General features: G+C 65.8%; 18 protein-coding genes. 14 read left to right on the top strand and 4 right to left on the bottom strand.

The annotated features are described in order from the left end of the window. Positions 1-16: 16 nt before the first annotated feature. The 4 genes from EA796_RS12255 to EA796_RS12240 are packed head-to-tail and all read left to right on the top strand — an operon-like array spanning position 17 to position 2669. Complete coding sequence (locus EA796_RS12255) at positions 17-541, top strand: gamma carbonic anhydrase family protein (RefSeq protein ID WP_122108810.1); 525 nt, start codon at positions 17-19, stop codon at positions 539-541. Next, entirely contained in the window at positions 534-734 is a 201-nt protein-coding gene (locus tag EA796_RS12250) for a DUF1289 domain-containing protein (protein ID WP_122108809.1), read from the top strand. The genes EA796_RS12255 and EA796_RS12250 overlap by 8 nt, the downstream gene beginning before the upstream one ends. Before the next feature lie 22 nt (positions 735-756). Next, positions 757-1938 carry a formate-dependent phosphoribosylglycinamide formyltransferase gene (gene purT, locus EA796_RS12245; protein WP_122108808.1) on the top strand — a complete coding sequence of 394 codons (1182 nt, stop codon included), beginning with the start codon at positions 757-759 and terminating at the stop codon, positions 1936-1938. Beyond that, on the top strand, positions 1935-2669 hold the full coding sequence (locus tag EA796_RS12240) for an SGNH/GDSL hydrolase family protein (RefSeq protein WP_122108807.1): 735 nt from the start codon (positions 1935-1937) through the stop codon (positions 2667-2669). The genes purT and EA796_RS12240 overlap by 4 nt, the downstream gene beginning before the upstream one ends. On the opposite strand, the gene EA796_RS12235 is transcribed toward EA796_RS12240, so the two are convergent. Together EA796_RS12235 and EA796_RS12230 are read right to left on the bottom strand one after the other, a co-directional pair. Then, positions 2641-3927 carry an HlyC/CorC family transporter gene (locus EA796_RS12235; RefSeq protein ID WP_021446151.1) on the bottom strand — a complete coding sequence of 429 codons (1287 nt, stop codon included), beginning with the start codon at positions 3925-3927 and terminating at the stop codon, positions 2641-2643. The two genes, EA796_RS12240 and EA796_RS12235, sit on opposite strands and share 29 nt — an antisense overlap. Before the next feature lie 10 nt (positions 3928-3937). After that, on the bottom strand, positions 3938-4735 hold the full coding sequence (locus EA796_RS12230; protein WP_122108806.1) for an inner membrane protein YpjD: 798 nt from the start codon (positions 4733-4735) through the stop codon (positions 3938-3940). Positions 4736-4893: 158 nt separating this feature from the next. On the opposite strand from EA796_RS12230, the gene ffh reads away from it, so the two are divergent. The 6 genes from ffh (at position 4894) to EA796_RS12200 (ending at position 8903) form a co-directional block, all read left to right on the top strand. Beyond that, positions 4894-6270, top strand: a complete 1377-nt coding sequence (gene ffh / locus EA796_RS12225) for a signal recognition particle protein (protein ID WP_122108805.1) — start codon at positions 4894-4896, stop codon at positions 6268-6270. A 141-nt stretch (positions 6271-6411) separates the two neighbouring features. After that, positions 6412-6663: a 30S ribosomal protein S16 gene (gene rpsP / locus EA796_RS12220; RefSeq protein WP_003246162.1), complete on the top strand. Its 252-nt coding sequence runs from the start codon at positions 6412-6414 to the stop codon at positions 6661-6663. Positions 6664-6671: 8 nt separating this feature from the next. Next, complete coding sequence (gene rimM / locus EA796_RS12215) at positions 6672-7208, top strand: ribosome maturation factor RimM (RefSeq protein WP_021446148.1); 537 nt, start codon at positions 6672-6674, stop codon at positions 7206-7208. Positions 7209-7213: 5 nt separating this feature from the next. Next, positions 7214-7957 (top strand): tRNA (guanosine(37)-N1)-methyltransferase TrmD, encoded by a 744-nt coding sequence (trmD, locus tag EA796_RS12210; protein ID WP_021446147.1) that lies wholly within the window; start codon positions 7214-7216, stop codon positions 7955-7957. Between the two features lie 42 nt (positions 7958-7999). Further along, positions 8000-8350 carry a 50S ribosomal protein L19 gene (gene rplS, locus EA796_RS12205; protein WP_106736850.1) on the top strand — a complete coding sequence of 117 codons (351 nt, stop codon included), beginning with the start codon at positions 8000-8002 and terminating at the stop codon, positions 8348-8350. Between the two features lie 115 nt (positions 8351-8465). Then, a complete protein-coding gene (locus EA796_RS12200; RefSeq protein WP_122108804.1) occupies positions 8466-8903 on the top strand; it encodes an acyl-CoA thioesterase in 438 nt (145 codons plus the stop codon). Here EA796_RS12200 and EA796_RS12195 read toward each other — a convergent pair. Further along, a complete protein-coding gene (locus EA796_RS12195) occupies positions 8887-9567 on the bottom strand; it encodes a hypothetical protein (protein WP_122108803.1) in 681 nt (226 codons plus the stop codon). The two genes, EA796_RS12200 and EA796_RS12195, sit on opposite strands and share 17 nt — an antisense overlap. A 208-nt stretch (positions 9568-9775) precedes the next feature. Here EA796_RS12195 and xerD point away from each other — a divergent pair, with 208 nt between their 5' ends. From xerD to thrC, 4 genes are all read left to right on the top strand, one after another. After that, complete coding sequence (xerD, locus tag EA796_RS12190; RefSeq protein WP_122108802.1) at positions 9776-10672, top strand: site-specific tyrosine recombinase XerD; 897 nt, start codon at positions 9776-9778, stop codon at positions 10670-10672. 92 nt (positions 10673-10764) lie between these two features. Beyond that, positions 10765-11490 (top strand): thioredoxin fold domain-containing protein, encoded by a 726-nt coding sequence (locus tag EA796_RS12185; RefSeq protein WP_021446142.1) that lies wholly within the window; start codon positions 10765-10767, stop codon positions 11488-11490. A gap of 102 nt (positions 11491-11592) precedes the next feature. After that, a complete protein-coding gene (locus EA796_RS12180) occupies positions 11593-12897 on the top strand; it encodes a homoserine dehydrogenase (RefSeq protein WP_122108801.1) in 1305 nt (434 codons plus the stop codon). 57 nt (positions 12898-12954) lie between these two features. Then, the gene (gene thrC, locus EA796_RS12175; protein WP_122108800.1) at positions 12955-14364 is read left to right on the top strand and encodes a threonine synthase; all 1410 of its coding nucleotides are present in this window, start codon (positions 12955-12957) and stop codon (positions 14362-14364) included. 104 nt (positions 14365-14468) lie between these two features. On the opposite strand, the gene EA796_RS12170 is transcribed toward thrC, so the two are convergent. Next, positions 14469-14720 carry a hypothetical protein gene (locus tag EA796_RS12170; RefSeq protein WP_021446139.1) on the bottom strand — a complete coding sequence of 84 codons (252 nt, stop codon included), beginning with the start codon at positions 14718-14720 and terminating at the stop codon, positions 14469-14471. Between the last annotated feature and the right edge of the window lie 4 nt (positions 14721-14724).

Here is a 14724-nt window from a genome sequence, read left to right as displayed (position 1 = left end):
CGAGGAAAACCGAGCCATGAAATACCGCCTGGGAAGCTCCCGTGTCGAAGCCCACCCCGACAGCTGGGTCGCGCCGAGCGCCGACCTGATCGGCAAGGTGCGCCTGGAGGCCGGCGCCAGCGTCTGGTTCGGCGCCGTGCTGCGCGGCGACAACGAACTGATCCATATCGGCGAGCACAGCAACGTGCAGGACGGCAGCGTGCTGCACACCGACATGGGCTTTCCGCTGACCCTGGGCAAGGGCGTCACCGTGGGGCACAAGGTGATGATGCATGGCTGCACGGTGGACGATTACAGCCTGATCGGCATCAACGCCGTGATCCTCAACGGCGCCAGGATCGGCAAGTACTGCATCATCGGCGCCAACAGTCTGATTCCCGAAGGCAAGGTGATTCCCGACGGCAGCCTGGTCATGGGCAGCCCCGGCAAGGTGGTGCGCGAACTGACCGAGCAGCAGAGGAAGATGCTCGAGGCCAGCGCCGCCCATTACGTGCACAACGCCCAGCGCTATGCCCGCGAACTGGTGCCTGACGATGAGTGATGTGGAAAAGCCGGTGCGCTCGCCCTGCGTGCAGGTCTGCGCGCTGGACGAGCAGGACGTCTGCATCGGTTGCCAGCGCACGGCTGACGAAATCACCCGCTGGGGCCGCATGGACAACGCCGAGCGGCGTGCGGTGTTGCAACTCTGTCTGCAGCGTGCCCGCGCCTCCGGTCATCTGCTGATGCCTTCCTGATTCTCTGTTCGAGGAACCCTTGATGCCCCGTATTGGAACCCCCCTGTCGCCTTCCGCGACCCGCGTGCTGCTGTGCGGCTGCGGCGAGCTCGGCAAGGAAGTGGTGATCGAGTTGCAGCGCCTGGGCTGCGAGGTGATAGGCGTGGACCGTTACGCCAACGCCCCGGCCATGCAGGTGGCGCACCGCAGCCACGTGATCGACATGCTCGACGGCGCCGCCCTGCGTGCGGTGATCGAGGCCGAGCAGCCGCATTTCATCGTGCCCGAGATCGAGGCCATCGCCACCGCCACCCTGGTCGAGCTGGAGGCCGAGGGCTTCAACGTGGTGCCCACCGCACGCGCCGCACAGCTGACCATGAACCGCGAGGGCATCCGTCGCCTGGCCGCCGAGGAGCTGGGCTTGCCCACTTCGCCCTACCATTTCGCCGACACCTTCGAGGACTATGCCGCGGCGGTGAAATCCGTCGGTTACCCCTGCGTGGTCAAGCCGATCATGAGTTCTTCCGGCAAGGGCCAGAGCGTGCTGAAGAGCGACGCCGACCTGCAGCGCGCCTGGGACTATGCCCAGGAAGGCGGGCGCGCCGGCAAGGGCAGGGTCATCGTGGAAGGGTTTATCGACTTCGACTACGAGATCACCCTGCTTACCGTGCGCCACGCCGGCGGCACCAGCTTCTGCGCGCCGATTGGCCACCGTCAGGAGAATGGTGACTATCAGGAGTCCTGGCAGCCGCAAGCGATGAGCGCGCAGGCGCAGGCCGAGTCCGAGCGCGTGGCGCTGGCGGTGACCGAGGCGCTCGGTGGTCGCGGGCTGTTCGGCGTCGAACTGTTCGTCAAGGGCGACCAGGTGTGGTTCAGCGAGGTTTCTCCACGGCCGCACGACACCGGCCTGGTGACGCTGATTTCCCAGGAACTGTCCGAGTTCGCCCTGCACGCGCGGGCCATTCTCGGCCTGCCGATTCCGGCGATCCGCCAGATGGGCCCGTCGGCGTCGGCGGTGATTCTGGTCGAAGGCGACTCGCAGCAGGCCAGTTTCGCCAATCTGGGCGCGGCGCTGAGCGAGGCGGACACCGCGCTGCGTCTGTTCGGCAAGCCCGAGGTCAAGGGCCAGCGGCGTATGGGCGTGGCCCTGGCGCGCGACGAGTCGATCGAGGCGGCGCGGGCCAAGGCGCTGCGCAGCGCCCGCGCGGTACGCGTGCAGCTGTGAGCCGGCACGCGCTGTGGTGGCTGGCGACGCTGCCGCTGCTGCCATTGGCGCTGCCGCTGGCATTGCATACCCGGCGCACGGCGTTACGTCTGCCGCCAGCGTCGGGAGCGACGCACGGCCTGTGCGGCGCGCAGTGGTCCGGCGAGCCGCTGCGCCTGCTGCTGATCGGCGAGTCCACCGTGGCCGGCGTTGGTGTGGCGAGCCTGGAGCAGGCCCTGGCCGCCTGTCTGGCGGCGGCGCTGGCCGAGCGTCTGCAGCGCCCGGTGCGCTGGCGGGCCTGCGGCGAGAACGGCATCACCGCGGCCCAGGCTCACGAGCGCCTGCTGCCGCAGGCACTGGCCGAGCCGGCCGAGTTGGCCTTGCTGGTATTCGGCGTCAACGACACCACCCATCTCACGCCGAGTGCGCGCTGGATGCAGGCGCTTGCCGGCATGGCCGACGGCTTGCGCGGGCGCGGGGTGCGCGTGGCGTTCAGCGCGGTGCCGCCGTTGCAGCACTTCAGCGCCTTGCCCTGGCTGCTGCGCCAGCTGATGGGCTGGCGCGCGCGCCTGCTCGACGCCGAGCTGCGCAGGCTCAGTGGGTGTCTGGGGGCAGAGTATTGCGCGCTGGAGTTGCCGTTCGAGCCGCGTTACCTGGCCGAGGACGGCTATCACCCCTCGGCGCTGGGTTACCGGCTGTGGGCCGAGGGCCTGGCCGAGCGTCTCACTCCGCTGCTGCGGCGTCCGCTTTGAGCTTTTCCGTCTGCCAGACCCGCACGCTTTTCACCCGGTTCTCCGTCGCCTGCAGGATCTCCAGGCGGTAGGGACCGATCTTCAGGCACACGGCGCTGTCGGGAATGCTCTCCAGCGCCTCGGTGATCAGGCCGTTGAGGGTCTTGGGGCCCTCGCTGGGCAGGTGCCAGCCGAGGGTCTTGTTCAGTTCGCGAATGTAGGCGGCGCCGTCGATCACGTAGGTGCCGTCGTCCTGCGGGTGGATGTCGGGGCTACGCAGGCTGTCCTGGTTGCTGAAGTCGCCGACTATCTCCTCGAGGATGTCTTCCAGGGTGACGATGCCGATCACCTCGCCGTACTCGTCGACCACTATGCCGATGCGCCGCTTGTGCTTCTGGAAGTTGATCAGCTGGGTCGACAGCGGGGTGTTCTCCGGCACGAAGTAGGGTTCGTGGCAGGCTGCCAGCAGGGCTTCCTTGGTCAGCTGGTTGTGGCTGAGCAGGCGGGCGATCTGGCGCATGTGCACCACGCCCTCGATCTGGTTGATGTCGCCGCGGAACACCGGCAGGCGGGTGTGCGGGGTGGTGCGCAGCTGGCCGACGATGCTTTCCAGGTCGTCGTCCAGGTCGATGCCGGCCACCTCGTTGCGCGGGATCATGATGTCGTCCACCGTCACCCGTTCCAGGTCGAGGATGCCCAGCAGCATGTTCTGCCGGTTCTTCGGCAGCTCTGCGCCGGACTCGCGCACCACGCTGCGCAGTTCCTCGGTGGACAGGCTGTCGCTGGCGCGTTGCGCCGGGTCGATGCCGAACAGGCGCAGCAGGCCGTTGCTGATCGCGCTGGTCAGCCAGACTACCGGGTAGAGCAGGCGCTGCAGCAGGTTGAGCAGGCGGCTGGCGGGGAAGGCCACCAGTTCCGGGCGCAGCGCGGCCAGGGTCTTGGGGGTGATCTCGCCGAAGATCAGCACGACGATGGTCAGGCCGGCGGTGGCGATGGCGATGCCGGCCTCGCCCCACAGATCCACCGCCAGCACCGTGGCGATGGAGGCGGCGAGGATGTTGACCACGTTGTTGCCGACCAGGATGGTGCCGAGCAGGCGGTCCGGGCGATCGAGCAGGCGGGTCACCCGCTTGGCGCCCTTGTGCCCTTCCTTGGCCAGGTGCTTGAGCCGGTAGCGGTTGAGGCTGAGCATGCCGGTCTCGGAGCTGGAGAAGAACGCCGAGCAGAGGATGAGAAAGATCAGCAGGCCGAGCAGGTAGCTCGCATGAAGGTCGTCCAAGGAAGGCGCCTCAGATGTGCAGTATGAATTCGCGCACCAGCTTGCTGCCGAAGTAGGCCAGCATCAGCAGGCAGAACCCGGCCAGGGTCCAGCGAATGGCCTTGTGCCCGCGCCAGCCCAGGCGGTGGCGACCCCACAGCAGCACGGCGAACACCACCCAGGCGAAGCTGGAAAGGATGGTCTTGTGCGCCAGGTGCTGGGCGAGCAGGTCGTCGAGAAACAGCGCGCCGGACAGCAGCGACAACGACAGCAGCAGCCAGCCGGCCCAGAGGAAGCCGAACAGCAGGCTCTCCATGGTCTGCAGCGGCGGGAAGTTCTTGATCAGCCCGGAGGGGTGCTTGTGCTTGAGCTGATAGTCCTGCAGCAGCAGCAGGATCGACTGGAACACGGCGATGGTGAGCATGCCGTAGGCCAGGATCGACAGCAGGATGTGGGCCAGGATGCCAGGGTGTTCGTCGATCGGGCGGATGGTACCCGAGGGCAGGAACTCGGCAGCCAGCACGGTCAGCCCGCCCAGGGGGAACAGCAGCAGCAGGTTCTCCACCGGGATGCGCAGGCAGGCCAGCAGGGTCAGGGCAATCACCGCGTAGGCGATCAGGCTCGCGGCATTGAAGAAGTCCAGGGTCAGGCCGTGGACGTCGTGCAGCTGGAGGAACAGGCTGCCGCCGTGGAAGCACAGGGCGAGCACGCCGAGCAACGCCAGCAGGCGCTTGTCGGGGGTGCTGCGCTGAGTCAGGCGCAGGCCCTGGTAGGTGGCGGCGCCGGCGTACAGGCAGGCGGCGGCGAGGCTGGGCAGCAGAGGGTGCATAAATCCGTGTAAGGCGAGCCCGAAAGGCGCTGAGTGTGGCACAGATGATCGCCCGCACGAAAGACCGCTGGCGGTGTCGGTGGCGCGGCGACTTGGCTATAATCCGCCGCCTGTCGTACACCCGACTCCGGTCGAGCCGCACTTCCAAAGGAACGCGCATGTTCGAAAATCTTACCGATCGCCTGTCCCAGACCCTGCGTAACGTCACGGGCAAGGCCAAGCTCAGCGAAGACAACATCAAGGACACCCTGCGCGAAGTGCGCATGGCCCTGCTCGAGGCCGACGTGGCCCTGCCGGTGGTCAAGGACTTCGTCGCCAAGGTCAAGGAGCGCGCGGTCGGCACCGAGGTGTCGAAGAGCCTGACCCCGGGCCAGGCCTTCGTGAAGATCGTCCGCGCCGAGCTCGAAGAGCTGATGGGCGCGGCCAACGAGGATCTGGCGCTGAATGCCGCGCCGCCGGCCGTGGTACTGATGGCCGGCCTGCAGGGGGCGGGCAAGACCACCACTGCCGGCAAGCTGGCCAAGTTCCTCAAGGAGCGCAAGAAGAAGTCGGTGTTGCTGGTCTCGGCCGACGTCTACCGTCCGGCGGCGATCAAGCAGCTGGAAACCCTGGCTGGCGACCTGGGCGTGACCTTCTTCCCCTCCGATGCCAGCCAGAAGCCGGTGGACATCGCCAATGCGGCGATCCGCGAAGCCAAGCTGAAGTTCATCGACGTGGTCATTCTCGATACCGCCGGTCGTCTGGCCATCGACGCCGAGATGATGGCCGAGATCCAGGCCCTGCACGCCGCGGTCAAACCGGTGGAAACCCTGTTCGTGGTCGATGCCATGACCGGCCAGGACGCCGCCAATACCGCCAAGGCCTTCAGCGACGCGCTGTCGCTGACCGGCGTGGTGCTGACCAAGGTCGACGGCGATGCCCGCGGCGGTGCCGCGCTGTCGGTGCGGCATATCACCGGCAAGCCGATCAAGTTCATCGGCATGGGCGAGAAGAGCGATGCGCTCGAGCCCTTCCACCCGGATCGTATTGCCTCGCGCATCCTCGGCATGGGCGACGTGCTCAGCCTGATCGAACAGGCCGAGCAGACCCTCGACCGCGAGAAGGCCGAGAAGCTCACCAAGAAGCTGAAGAAGGGCAAGGGCTTCGACCTGGAAGACTTCCGCGACCAGCTGCAGCAGATGAAGAACATGGGCGGCCTCGGCGGCCTGATGGACAAGCTGCCGTCCATCGGCGGGGTCAACCTGGCGCAGATGGGCAACGCCCAGGGCGCGGCCGAGAAGCAGTTCAAGCAGATGGAGGCGATCATCAATTCGATGACCCCGGCCGAGCGTCGCGACCCGGACATCATCAGCGGCTCGCGCAAGCGCCGTATCGCCCTGGGTTCCGGCACCCAGGTGCAGGACATCGGCCGACTGATCAAGCAGCACAAGCAGATGCAGAAGATGATGAAGAAATTCACCGCCAAGGGCGGCATGGCCAAGATGATGCGCGGTATGGGCGGCATGTTGCCCGGCGGCGGCATGCCGAAATTCTAGGGCCTGCGCCCCGGCCGATGGCCGGGCGGAAAAAGAGATTTGCAAACCGCCGCATAATCCTTAAAATATGCGGCCTTTCGGGCCTAGGCCCATTTTAAGTGTGTGCCTTAAGTTAGCACCGACTACAGGAACGATGTTCACATGGTAACCATCCGTCTTGCTCGTGGCGGCTCCAAAAAGCGCCCCTTCTACCACCTGACCGTGACCAACAGCCGCAATGCGCGCGATGGTCGTTTCGTTGAGCGCATCGGCTTCTTCAACCCGATCGCTGCCGGTGGCGAAGTGCGTCTGTCCGTCGACCAGGAGCGCGCGACCTACTGGCTGGGCCAGGGCGCTCAGCCGTCTGAGCGTGTTGCTCAGCTGCTCAAGGAAGCTGCCAAGGCTGCCGCCTAAGCACTTTTATGAGTACGACGCCGGCCGTCGCCGAGGATCTGGTGGTTCTCGGCAAGATTGTTTCGGTGCACGGCGTCAGGGGCGAAGTGAAGGTCTATTCCTTTACCGATCCCATCGATAACGTGCTCGATTACCCGCGCTGGACGCTCAGGCGTGACGGCGAGGTAAAGCAAGTGGAACTGGCCAGCGGCCGCCTTCAGGGCAAGGTGCTGGTTGCCAAGTTGAAAGGTCTGGACGATCGCGAGATTGCGCGTACCTACGCCGGTTTCGAGATTTGCGTGCCGCGTGGCGAGCTGCCCGACCTGGATGATGGCGAGTTCTACTGGTACCAGTTGCAAGGTCTGAAGGTCGTCGATCAGGCGGGGCAGTTGCTCGGCGTGGTCGATCATCTGTTCGAGACCGGTGCCAACGATGTGATGGTGGTCAAGCCCTGCGCGGGCAGCCTGGACGAGCGCGAGCGCCTATTGCCCTATACCGGGCAGTGCGTGCTGGCGGTGGACCTGGCAGCCGGCGAGATGCGGGTCGACTGGGATGCGGACTTCTAAGGCCTATGCGCGTCGAAGTCATCACCCTGTTCCCGGAAATGTTTGCCGCCATCGGCGAGTACGGCATCACCAGTCGTGCGGTTAGGCAGGAGCTGCTCAAGCTGCACTGCTGGAATCCGCGGGACTACACCACGGATCGCCACCATACGGTGGACGACCGCCCCTTCGGCGGCGGCCCGGGGATGGTGATGAAGATCAAGCCTCTCGAGGACGCCCTGGCCAGTGCCAGGCAGGCCGCGGGGGAGGCGGCGAAGGTGATCTACCTGTCGCCGCAGGGGCGTCGTCTGAATCAGGCGGCGGTCCGCGAGCTGGCGCAGGAGCAGGCACTGATCCTGATCGCCGGTCGTTACGAAGGTATCGACGAGCGTTTCATCGAAACGCATGTCGACGAGGAATGGTCGATTGGCGACTACGTCCTGTCCGGCGGCGAGCTGCCGGCCATGGTGCTGATCGACGCGGTGACGCGCCTTTTGCCTGGTGCATTGGGTCATGCCGATTCGGCCGAGGAGGACTCCTTTACGGATGGCCTGCTCGACTGCCCGCACTACACCCGTCCGGAGGTGTATGCGGATAAACGTGTTCCCGAGGTGTTGCTTAGTGGCAACCACGAACACATCCGGCGCTGGCGTTTGCAGCAGTCCCTTGGGCGGACCTGGGAACGTCGCACCGATCTTCTGGATAGCCGCTCGCTTTCTGGAGAAGAGAAAAAGCTGCTGGAGGAATACATCCGCCAGCGGGACGATAGTTAACGTATCGATGGCAGGCCGGGAGGCTTGTCTTAGGAGCGCAGCATGACCAACAAGATTATCCAGATGCTCGAAGCCGAGCAGATGAACAAAGAGATCCCGACCTTCGCCCCGGGCGACACCGTGATCGTTCAGGTGAAAGTGAAGGAAGGCGACCGTCAGCGTCTGCAGGCCTTCGAAGGCGTCGTCATCGCCAAGCGTAACCGCGGTCTGAACAGCGCCTTCACCGTGCGCAAGATATCCAGCGGCGTCGGCGTCGAGCGTACCTTCCAGACCTACTCGCCGCTGGTCGACAGCCTGAGCGTCAAGCGTCGCGGCGACGTGCGCAAGGCCAAGCTGTACTACCTGCGCGACCTGTCCGGCAAAGCCGCGCGCATCAAGGAAAAGCTGTCCTAAGTTCGGACGCCTTTCTGAAAGAAGCAGCCTACGGGCTGCTTTTTTCGTTTCTGGGCCCGTCGACCGGCGGGTTTCGCGGCCCGGCCGAACCACATCGATTGCGAGCAGTAGTGGCATGAGTCCGAGAGAGCAAGAAATCCAGCGGCGCATCGCGCTGTCGGAAACCCGCGTGACCAAGGCGGTGTTCCCGCCGAGTACCAATCACCACAACACCCTGTTCGGTGGCACGGCGCTGGCCTGGATGGACGAGGTGTCCTTTATCGCCGCCACGCGGTTCTGCCGCTTGCCGCTGGTCACCGTGTCCAGCGACCGCATCGACTTCAAGCATGCGATTCCGGCCGGCTCCATCGTCGAGCTGGTCGGGCGGGTGAGCAAGGTGGGCAATACCAGCCTCAAGGTTGCGGTCGAGGTGTTCGTCGAGGGGCTGTATCAGGAAGGGCGCGAGCGCGCCATCAGCGGCAGTTTCAGTTTCGTCGCGGTCGACGAGCGGCAGAGGCCGGTGCCGGTGCTGCCGGGCTTTGCGCCGGAGGCGGGCGTCAGGGGCGCAGGCTGATCTTCAGGCTGGCCTGCGACAGGTCGATGTTGTGCAGGCTAAGGCTGCCGAAGCTCTGTCCGGCGGGGGCGTCCTTGACGCGGATATTGTCGAAGCGCAGTTCGCCGATGGAGCTGGGCAGGTTGACGTTGAACGAGCCGTCGTCGTTCAGCGTCGAACGCAGCTTGCTGGTGTCGTACTGCACGTCGCGCAGGCCGGTCTCGGCATCCAGGTTGTCCAGCGCCGGCATCACCAGCTTGGCCAGCTGCTTGATCGTGCCCAGGCCGTCGCCGCTCTCGGCGCGCAGTAGCAGGCCTTGCAGGGCGTCGTCCAGGCCCTGGGCGCTGACCGCGCTCATTTCCGTGTCGCTCAGCGCCTGCATGCCCCGCGTGGTCTCTTGGCGGCTGATGCTGCTGGGCGGCTGCAGCCGCTGGATGTCGGCGCTGGCCATCTGGAAGGGGCTCATCAGGGCGGCCACCAGGGTGGCGGCCAGGCGCAAGTTGCTCTGCTTCTTCAGGGCCTTGCTCAGCTGCTTCTGGGTCAGCAGCCCTTGCTCGATCAGTACTTCGCCCAGGCGCTTGTGGCTGACGAGTTGCACTTTGATCGCCGCGTCCAGCTGTGCGGGGGTGATCAGGCCCTTGTTGATCAGGATCTGGCCGAGACGGGAGTGGGCGTGATTGGGCATGGCGCTACCGGTGGCGTGATGGCAGGGTGCAATCATGGCGCCGCCCACTCCGGCTGTCACCCAACCAAGGATAGGCTTGTCGGGCCACTGGTCGTATGACGCGGCGCGACGACCGACCGACGGTTGTCCGGCTGTTTCCATTGGTTGCACTCGTCCTGTCGGTCTCGGCTGTGGAACACTAGGCGCCCTCTGCCTGCGAAGAGTCCTCATGGCCACCCTGTCCCATCCCTTGATCGAGCGTTTCCTCGAGGCCCAGTGGTTCGAGAAGGGGCTGTCCGCCCATACCCGTGCCGCCTACCGCAGCGACCTGGAACACTTCAACGCCTGGCTCGACGCGCGCGGCCTGGCGCTTGCGCAGATCGGCCGCGCGGCGCTGCTCGATCACCTGGCCTGGCGCCTGGAGCAGGGCTATCAGGCGCGCTCCACCGCGCGTTTTCTCTCCGGGCTGCGCGGCTTCTACCGCTTTCTGCTGCGCGAGGGGCTGATCGGCGAAGACCCCAGCCTGCAGGTCGAGTTGCCGCAGATCGGCCGGCCGCTGCCCAAGTCGCTGTCCGAGGCGGACGTCGAGGCGCTGCTGCAGGCGCCGGATCTGGACGACCCCATCGGCCTGCGCGACCGCGCCATGCTCGAGGTGCTGTATGCCTGTGGCCTGCGGGTGACCGAGCTGGTGTCGTTGAGCCTGGAGCAGGTCAACCTGCGCCAGGGCGTGCTGCGGGTGTTCGGCAAGGGCAGCAAGGAACGCCTGGTGCCGCTGGGCGAGGAGGCCATCGCCTGGATCGAACGCTACAGCCGCGAGGCGCGCCCGCTGCTGCTCGGCGGCAAGCCCAGCGACGTGCTGTTCCCCAGTCTGCGTGGCGAGCAGATGACCCGCCAGACCTTCTGGCACCGGATCAAGCATCAGGCCCGGGTGGCCGGCATCGCCAAGCCGCTGTCGCCGCACACCCTGCGCCATGCCTTCGCCACCCACCTGCTCAACCATGGCGCCGACCTGCGCGTGGTGCAGATGCTGCTGGGCCATAGCGACCTGTCCACCACGCAGATCTACACCCATATCGCCAGGGCGCGCCTGCAGGAGTTGCACGCGCTGCACCATCCGCGTGGCTAGGCCTGCCGTCCGGTCGTCAGCGAGCTGCCTGGCCGGCCATCTGTGGTAGGCTGTATCGATCTTCGCCCGTCCCTCGTTCGACAGGAGTGTTCATGTCCCTGACCCGTATTTCCGTTGCTCTGGCGCTGGTGCTGGGCAGCAGTCTCAGCCTGGCCGCCGATCCCGATCAGGCCATCCGCCAGAGCCTGACCTCGCTGGATGCACGCCTGCCGATCGAGGCCATCGCCGAGAGCCCGATGCCGGGCATCTATCAGGTTCAGCTCAAGGGCGGGCGCCAGCTCTACACCAGTGCCGACGGCCAGTTCCTCTTGCAGGGCTACCTGTTCCAGGTCAAGGACGGCAAGGCGATCAACCTCACCGAGATCGAGGAAAGTCGCGCGGTGGCCAAGCAGGTCAACGCCATCCCGGTCGAGGAGATGGTGGTATTCGCAGCTCAGGACAAGAAGACCCATATCACCGTGTTCACCGACACCGACTGCGGCTACTGCCAGAAGCTGCACAGCGAGGTACCCGAGCTCAACCGCCTGGGCGTCGAGGTACGTTACCTGGCCTTTCCGCGTCAGGGGCTGAACAGTCCGGCGGCCAAGGAGCTGGTCAATGTCTGGTGCGCCAAGGATCCGCAGGAGGCGATGAACCTGGCCAAGACCCGCCAGCCGGTGCCCGAGGCCAACTGCGACAACCCGGTGGCCAAGCAGTACCAGCTGGGGCAGATGATCGGGGTCAACGGCACGCCGGCCATCGTCCTGGCCAATGGCAAGATGATCCCGGGCTATCAGCCGGCGCCGCAGCTGGCCAAGATCGCCCTGGAGTCCAACTGAGCCGTGGATTGACTAACAAACAGCCGCTTCGTAATGTGCGGCTCTTTTCGGCGGCCGGAGCATGCTCCGGCCGTTTTACGCAGTGCTGATGGGGAATTGAGTGTGAAGCCGGTCAAAGTGGGCATCTGTGGGTTGGGTACCGTCGGTGGCGGTACCTTGAATGTACTCAAGCGCAACGCCGAGGAAATTACCCGGCGCGCCGGTCGCGGCATCGAGATTGCCCAGATCGCCATTCGCTCGCCCAAGCCGCAGTACGACATTACCGGCATCGCCACCACCAATGACGTGTTCGCCGTCGCGAGCAATCCCGAGATCGATATCGTCATCGAGCTGATCGGTGGCTACACCCTGGCCCGCGATCTGGTGCTCAAGGCCATCGACAACGGCAAGCACGTGGTCACCGCCAACAAGGCGCTGATCGCCGTGCATGGCAACGAGATCTTCGCCAAGGCGCGCGAGAAGGGCGTGATCGTCGCCTTCGAGGCCGCCGTGGCCGGCGGCATTCCGGTGATCAAGGCGATCCGCGAGGGCCTCGCCGCCAACCGCATCAACTGGCTGGCCGGGATCATCAACGGCACCGGCAACTTCATCCTGACCGAAATGCGCGAGAAGGGCCGCGCCTTCGACGACGTGCTCAAGGAAGCCCAGGCGCTGGGCTATGCCGAGGCCGACCCGACCTTCGACGTCGAGGGCATCGACGCCGCGCACAAGCTGACCATTCTCGCCTCCATCGCCTTCGGCATCCCGCTGCAGTTCGACAAGGCCTACACCGAAGGCATCACCCGCCTGACCACCGCCGACGTCAACTACGCCGAGGCGCTGGGCTATCGCATCAAGCACCTGGGCGTGGCCCGCCGTACCGAGGCCGGTTTCGAGCTGCGCGTGCACCCGACGCTGATCCCGGCCGATCGCCTGATCGCCAACGTCAACGGCGTGATGAACGCGGTGATGGTCAATGGCGATGCCGTGGGCAGCACCCTGTATTACGGCGCCGGCGCCGGCATGGAGCCGACCGCCTCGGCGGTGGTGGCCGACCTGGTCGACGTGGTGCGTGCGCTGACCACCGACCCGACCAACCGCGTGCCGCACCTGGCCTTCCAGCCGGATTCGCTGTCCGATCACCCGATCCTGCCCATCGAGCAGTGCGAGAGCGCCTACTACCTGCGCATCCAGGCCAAGGACCATCCGGGCGTGCTGGCCCAGGTGGCGAGCATCCTCTCCGAGCGCGGCATCAATATCGAGTCGATCATGCAGAAGGAAGCCGAGGAGCAGGACGGCCTGGTGCCGATGATCCTGGTCACCCATCGCGTGGAGGAGGCGAGTATCCTCGATGCCATCGCCGCCATGGAAGCGCTGGACGGCGTGGCCTCGCCCATCGTCCGTATCCGCGTCGAGCAGCTCAACTAATCCCGTGTCCGCCCGCAGGTCTTGGCCTGCGGGTGCAGTAGAACGAAGGTTTATCCCATGCGCTATATCAGTACCCGCGGCCAGGCGCCGGCCCTGAATTTCGAAGACGTGCTGCTGGCCGGCCTGGCCAGCGACGGCGGCCTCTACGTGCCGGAAAATCTGCCGCGTTTCACCGTCGAGGAAATCGCCTCCTGGGCCGGCCTGCCCTATCACGAGCTGGCGTTCCGGGTGATGCGCCCGTTCGTTGCCGGCAGCATCGCTGACGCCGACTTCAAGAAGATTCTCGAGGAAACCTACGGCGTGTTCGCCCACAACGCCGTGGCGCCGCTGCGCCAGCTCAACGGCAACGAGTGGGTGCTGGAGCTGTTCCACGGCCCGACCCTGGCGTTCAAGGACTTCGCCCTGCAGCTGCTCGGCCGCCTGCTCGACCATGTGCTGGCCAAGCGCGGTGAGCGCGTGGTGATCATGGGCGCCACCAGCGGCGATACTGGCTCGGCAGCCATCGAAGGCTGCAAGGCCTGCGACAACGTCGACATCTTCATCATGCACCCGCACAACCGTGTGTCCGAAGTGCAGCGCCGGCAGATGACCACCATCCTCGGTGAGAACATCCACAACATCGCCATCGAGGGCAACTTCGACGACTGCCAGGAGATGGTCAAGGCCAGCTTCGCCGACCAGGGCTTCCTCAAGGGCACCCGCCTGGTGGCGGTCAACTCGATCAACTGGGCGCGGATCATGGCCCAGATCGTCTACTACTTCCACGCTGCGCTGCAGCTCGGCGCGCCGGCTCGCTCCATCGCCTTCTCGGTGCCGACCGGCAACTTCGGCGACATTTTTGCGGGGTATTTGGCTCGCAACATGGGCCTGCCGGTCAGCCAGCTGATCGTCGCCACCAACCGCAACGACATCCTGCACCGCTTCATGAGTGGCAATCGGTATGTGAAAGAGACCCTGCACCCGACCCTGTCGCCGTCGATGGACATCATGGTGTCGTCCAACTTCGAGCGCCTGCTGTTCGACCTGCATGGCCGCAACGGCGCCGCCATCGCCGGGCTGATGGAAACCTTCAAGCAGGGCGGCGGCTTCAGTGTCGAGGACGATCGCTGGACCGAGGCGCGCAAGCTGTTCGACTCGCTGGCGGTAGACGACGCGCAGACCTGCGAGACCATCGCCGAGGTCTATGCCGAGTGCGGTGAGCTGCTCGACCCGCACACCGCCATCGGCGTGCGCGCCGCCCGCGAATGCCGGCGCAGCCTGGCCACGCCCATGGTGGTGCTGGGCACCGCGCACCCGGTCAAGTTCCCCGAAGCGGTGGAAAAGGCCGGCATCGACGCGGTGCCGGCGCTGCCGCCGCACCTGGCCGACCTGTTCCAGCGCGAGGAGCGCTGCACCGTGCTGGCCAACGATCTGAAGACCGTACAGCAGTTCGTCGCCGCTCACGGCAACCGCGGCAAGCCGCTGTAAGCGTCATCCCTGGCAATGCAAGCCGGCGCCCTCGTGGCGCCGGTTTCGTTTCGCTGGCTGGCGCCTCGACCCGAGCGCAGCGATCCCTGGGGTCGATGGCCGAGTCAGCCGCCGAAGATCAGTGCCAGCAGTGCGCTCAGGCCGATCAGCGCCAGCCAGATCAGGGCGTTGAGCCTGCTGGCGAGGAGGATGGCCGGCCCGCGCGGGCGAATCGGCGGATTCTCTTCCAGATACAGATCAACGCGCCGGGTCGCCTCTTCCTCGCTCAGGCGCTGACGCAGGCGCAGCAGCTCGATGGCCGCCTCGCGCTGCTCCAGGCGCAGCAGGCGGCGTACCTCCTCCGGCAGCTCGTCCACGGCC

Origin of the sequence: Pseudomonas sp. AOB-7, assembly GCF_003696305.1 — a bacterium.
In the GTDB taxonomy this organism is placed as follows: Bacteria; Pseudomonadota; Gammaproteobacteria; order Pseudomonadales; family Pseudomonadaceae; genus Aquipseudomonas.
The sequence above is the reverse complement of the archived record's forward strand: the minus strand, read 5'-3'. Positions and strand labels throughout refer to the sequence as shown.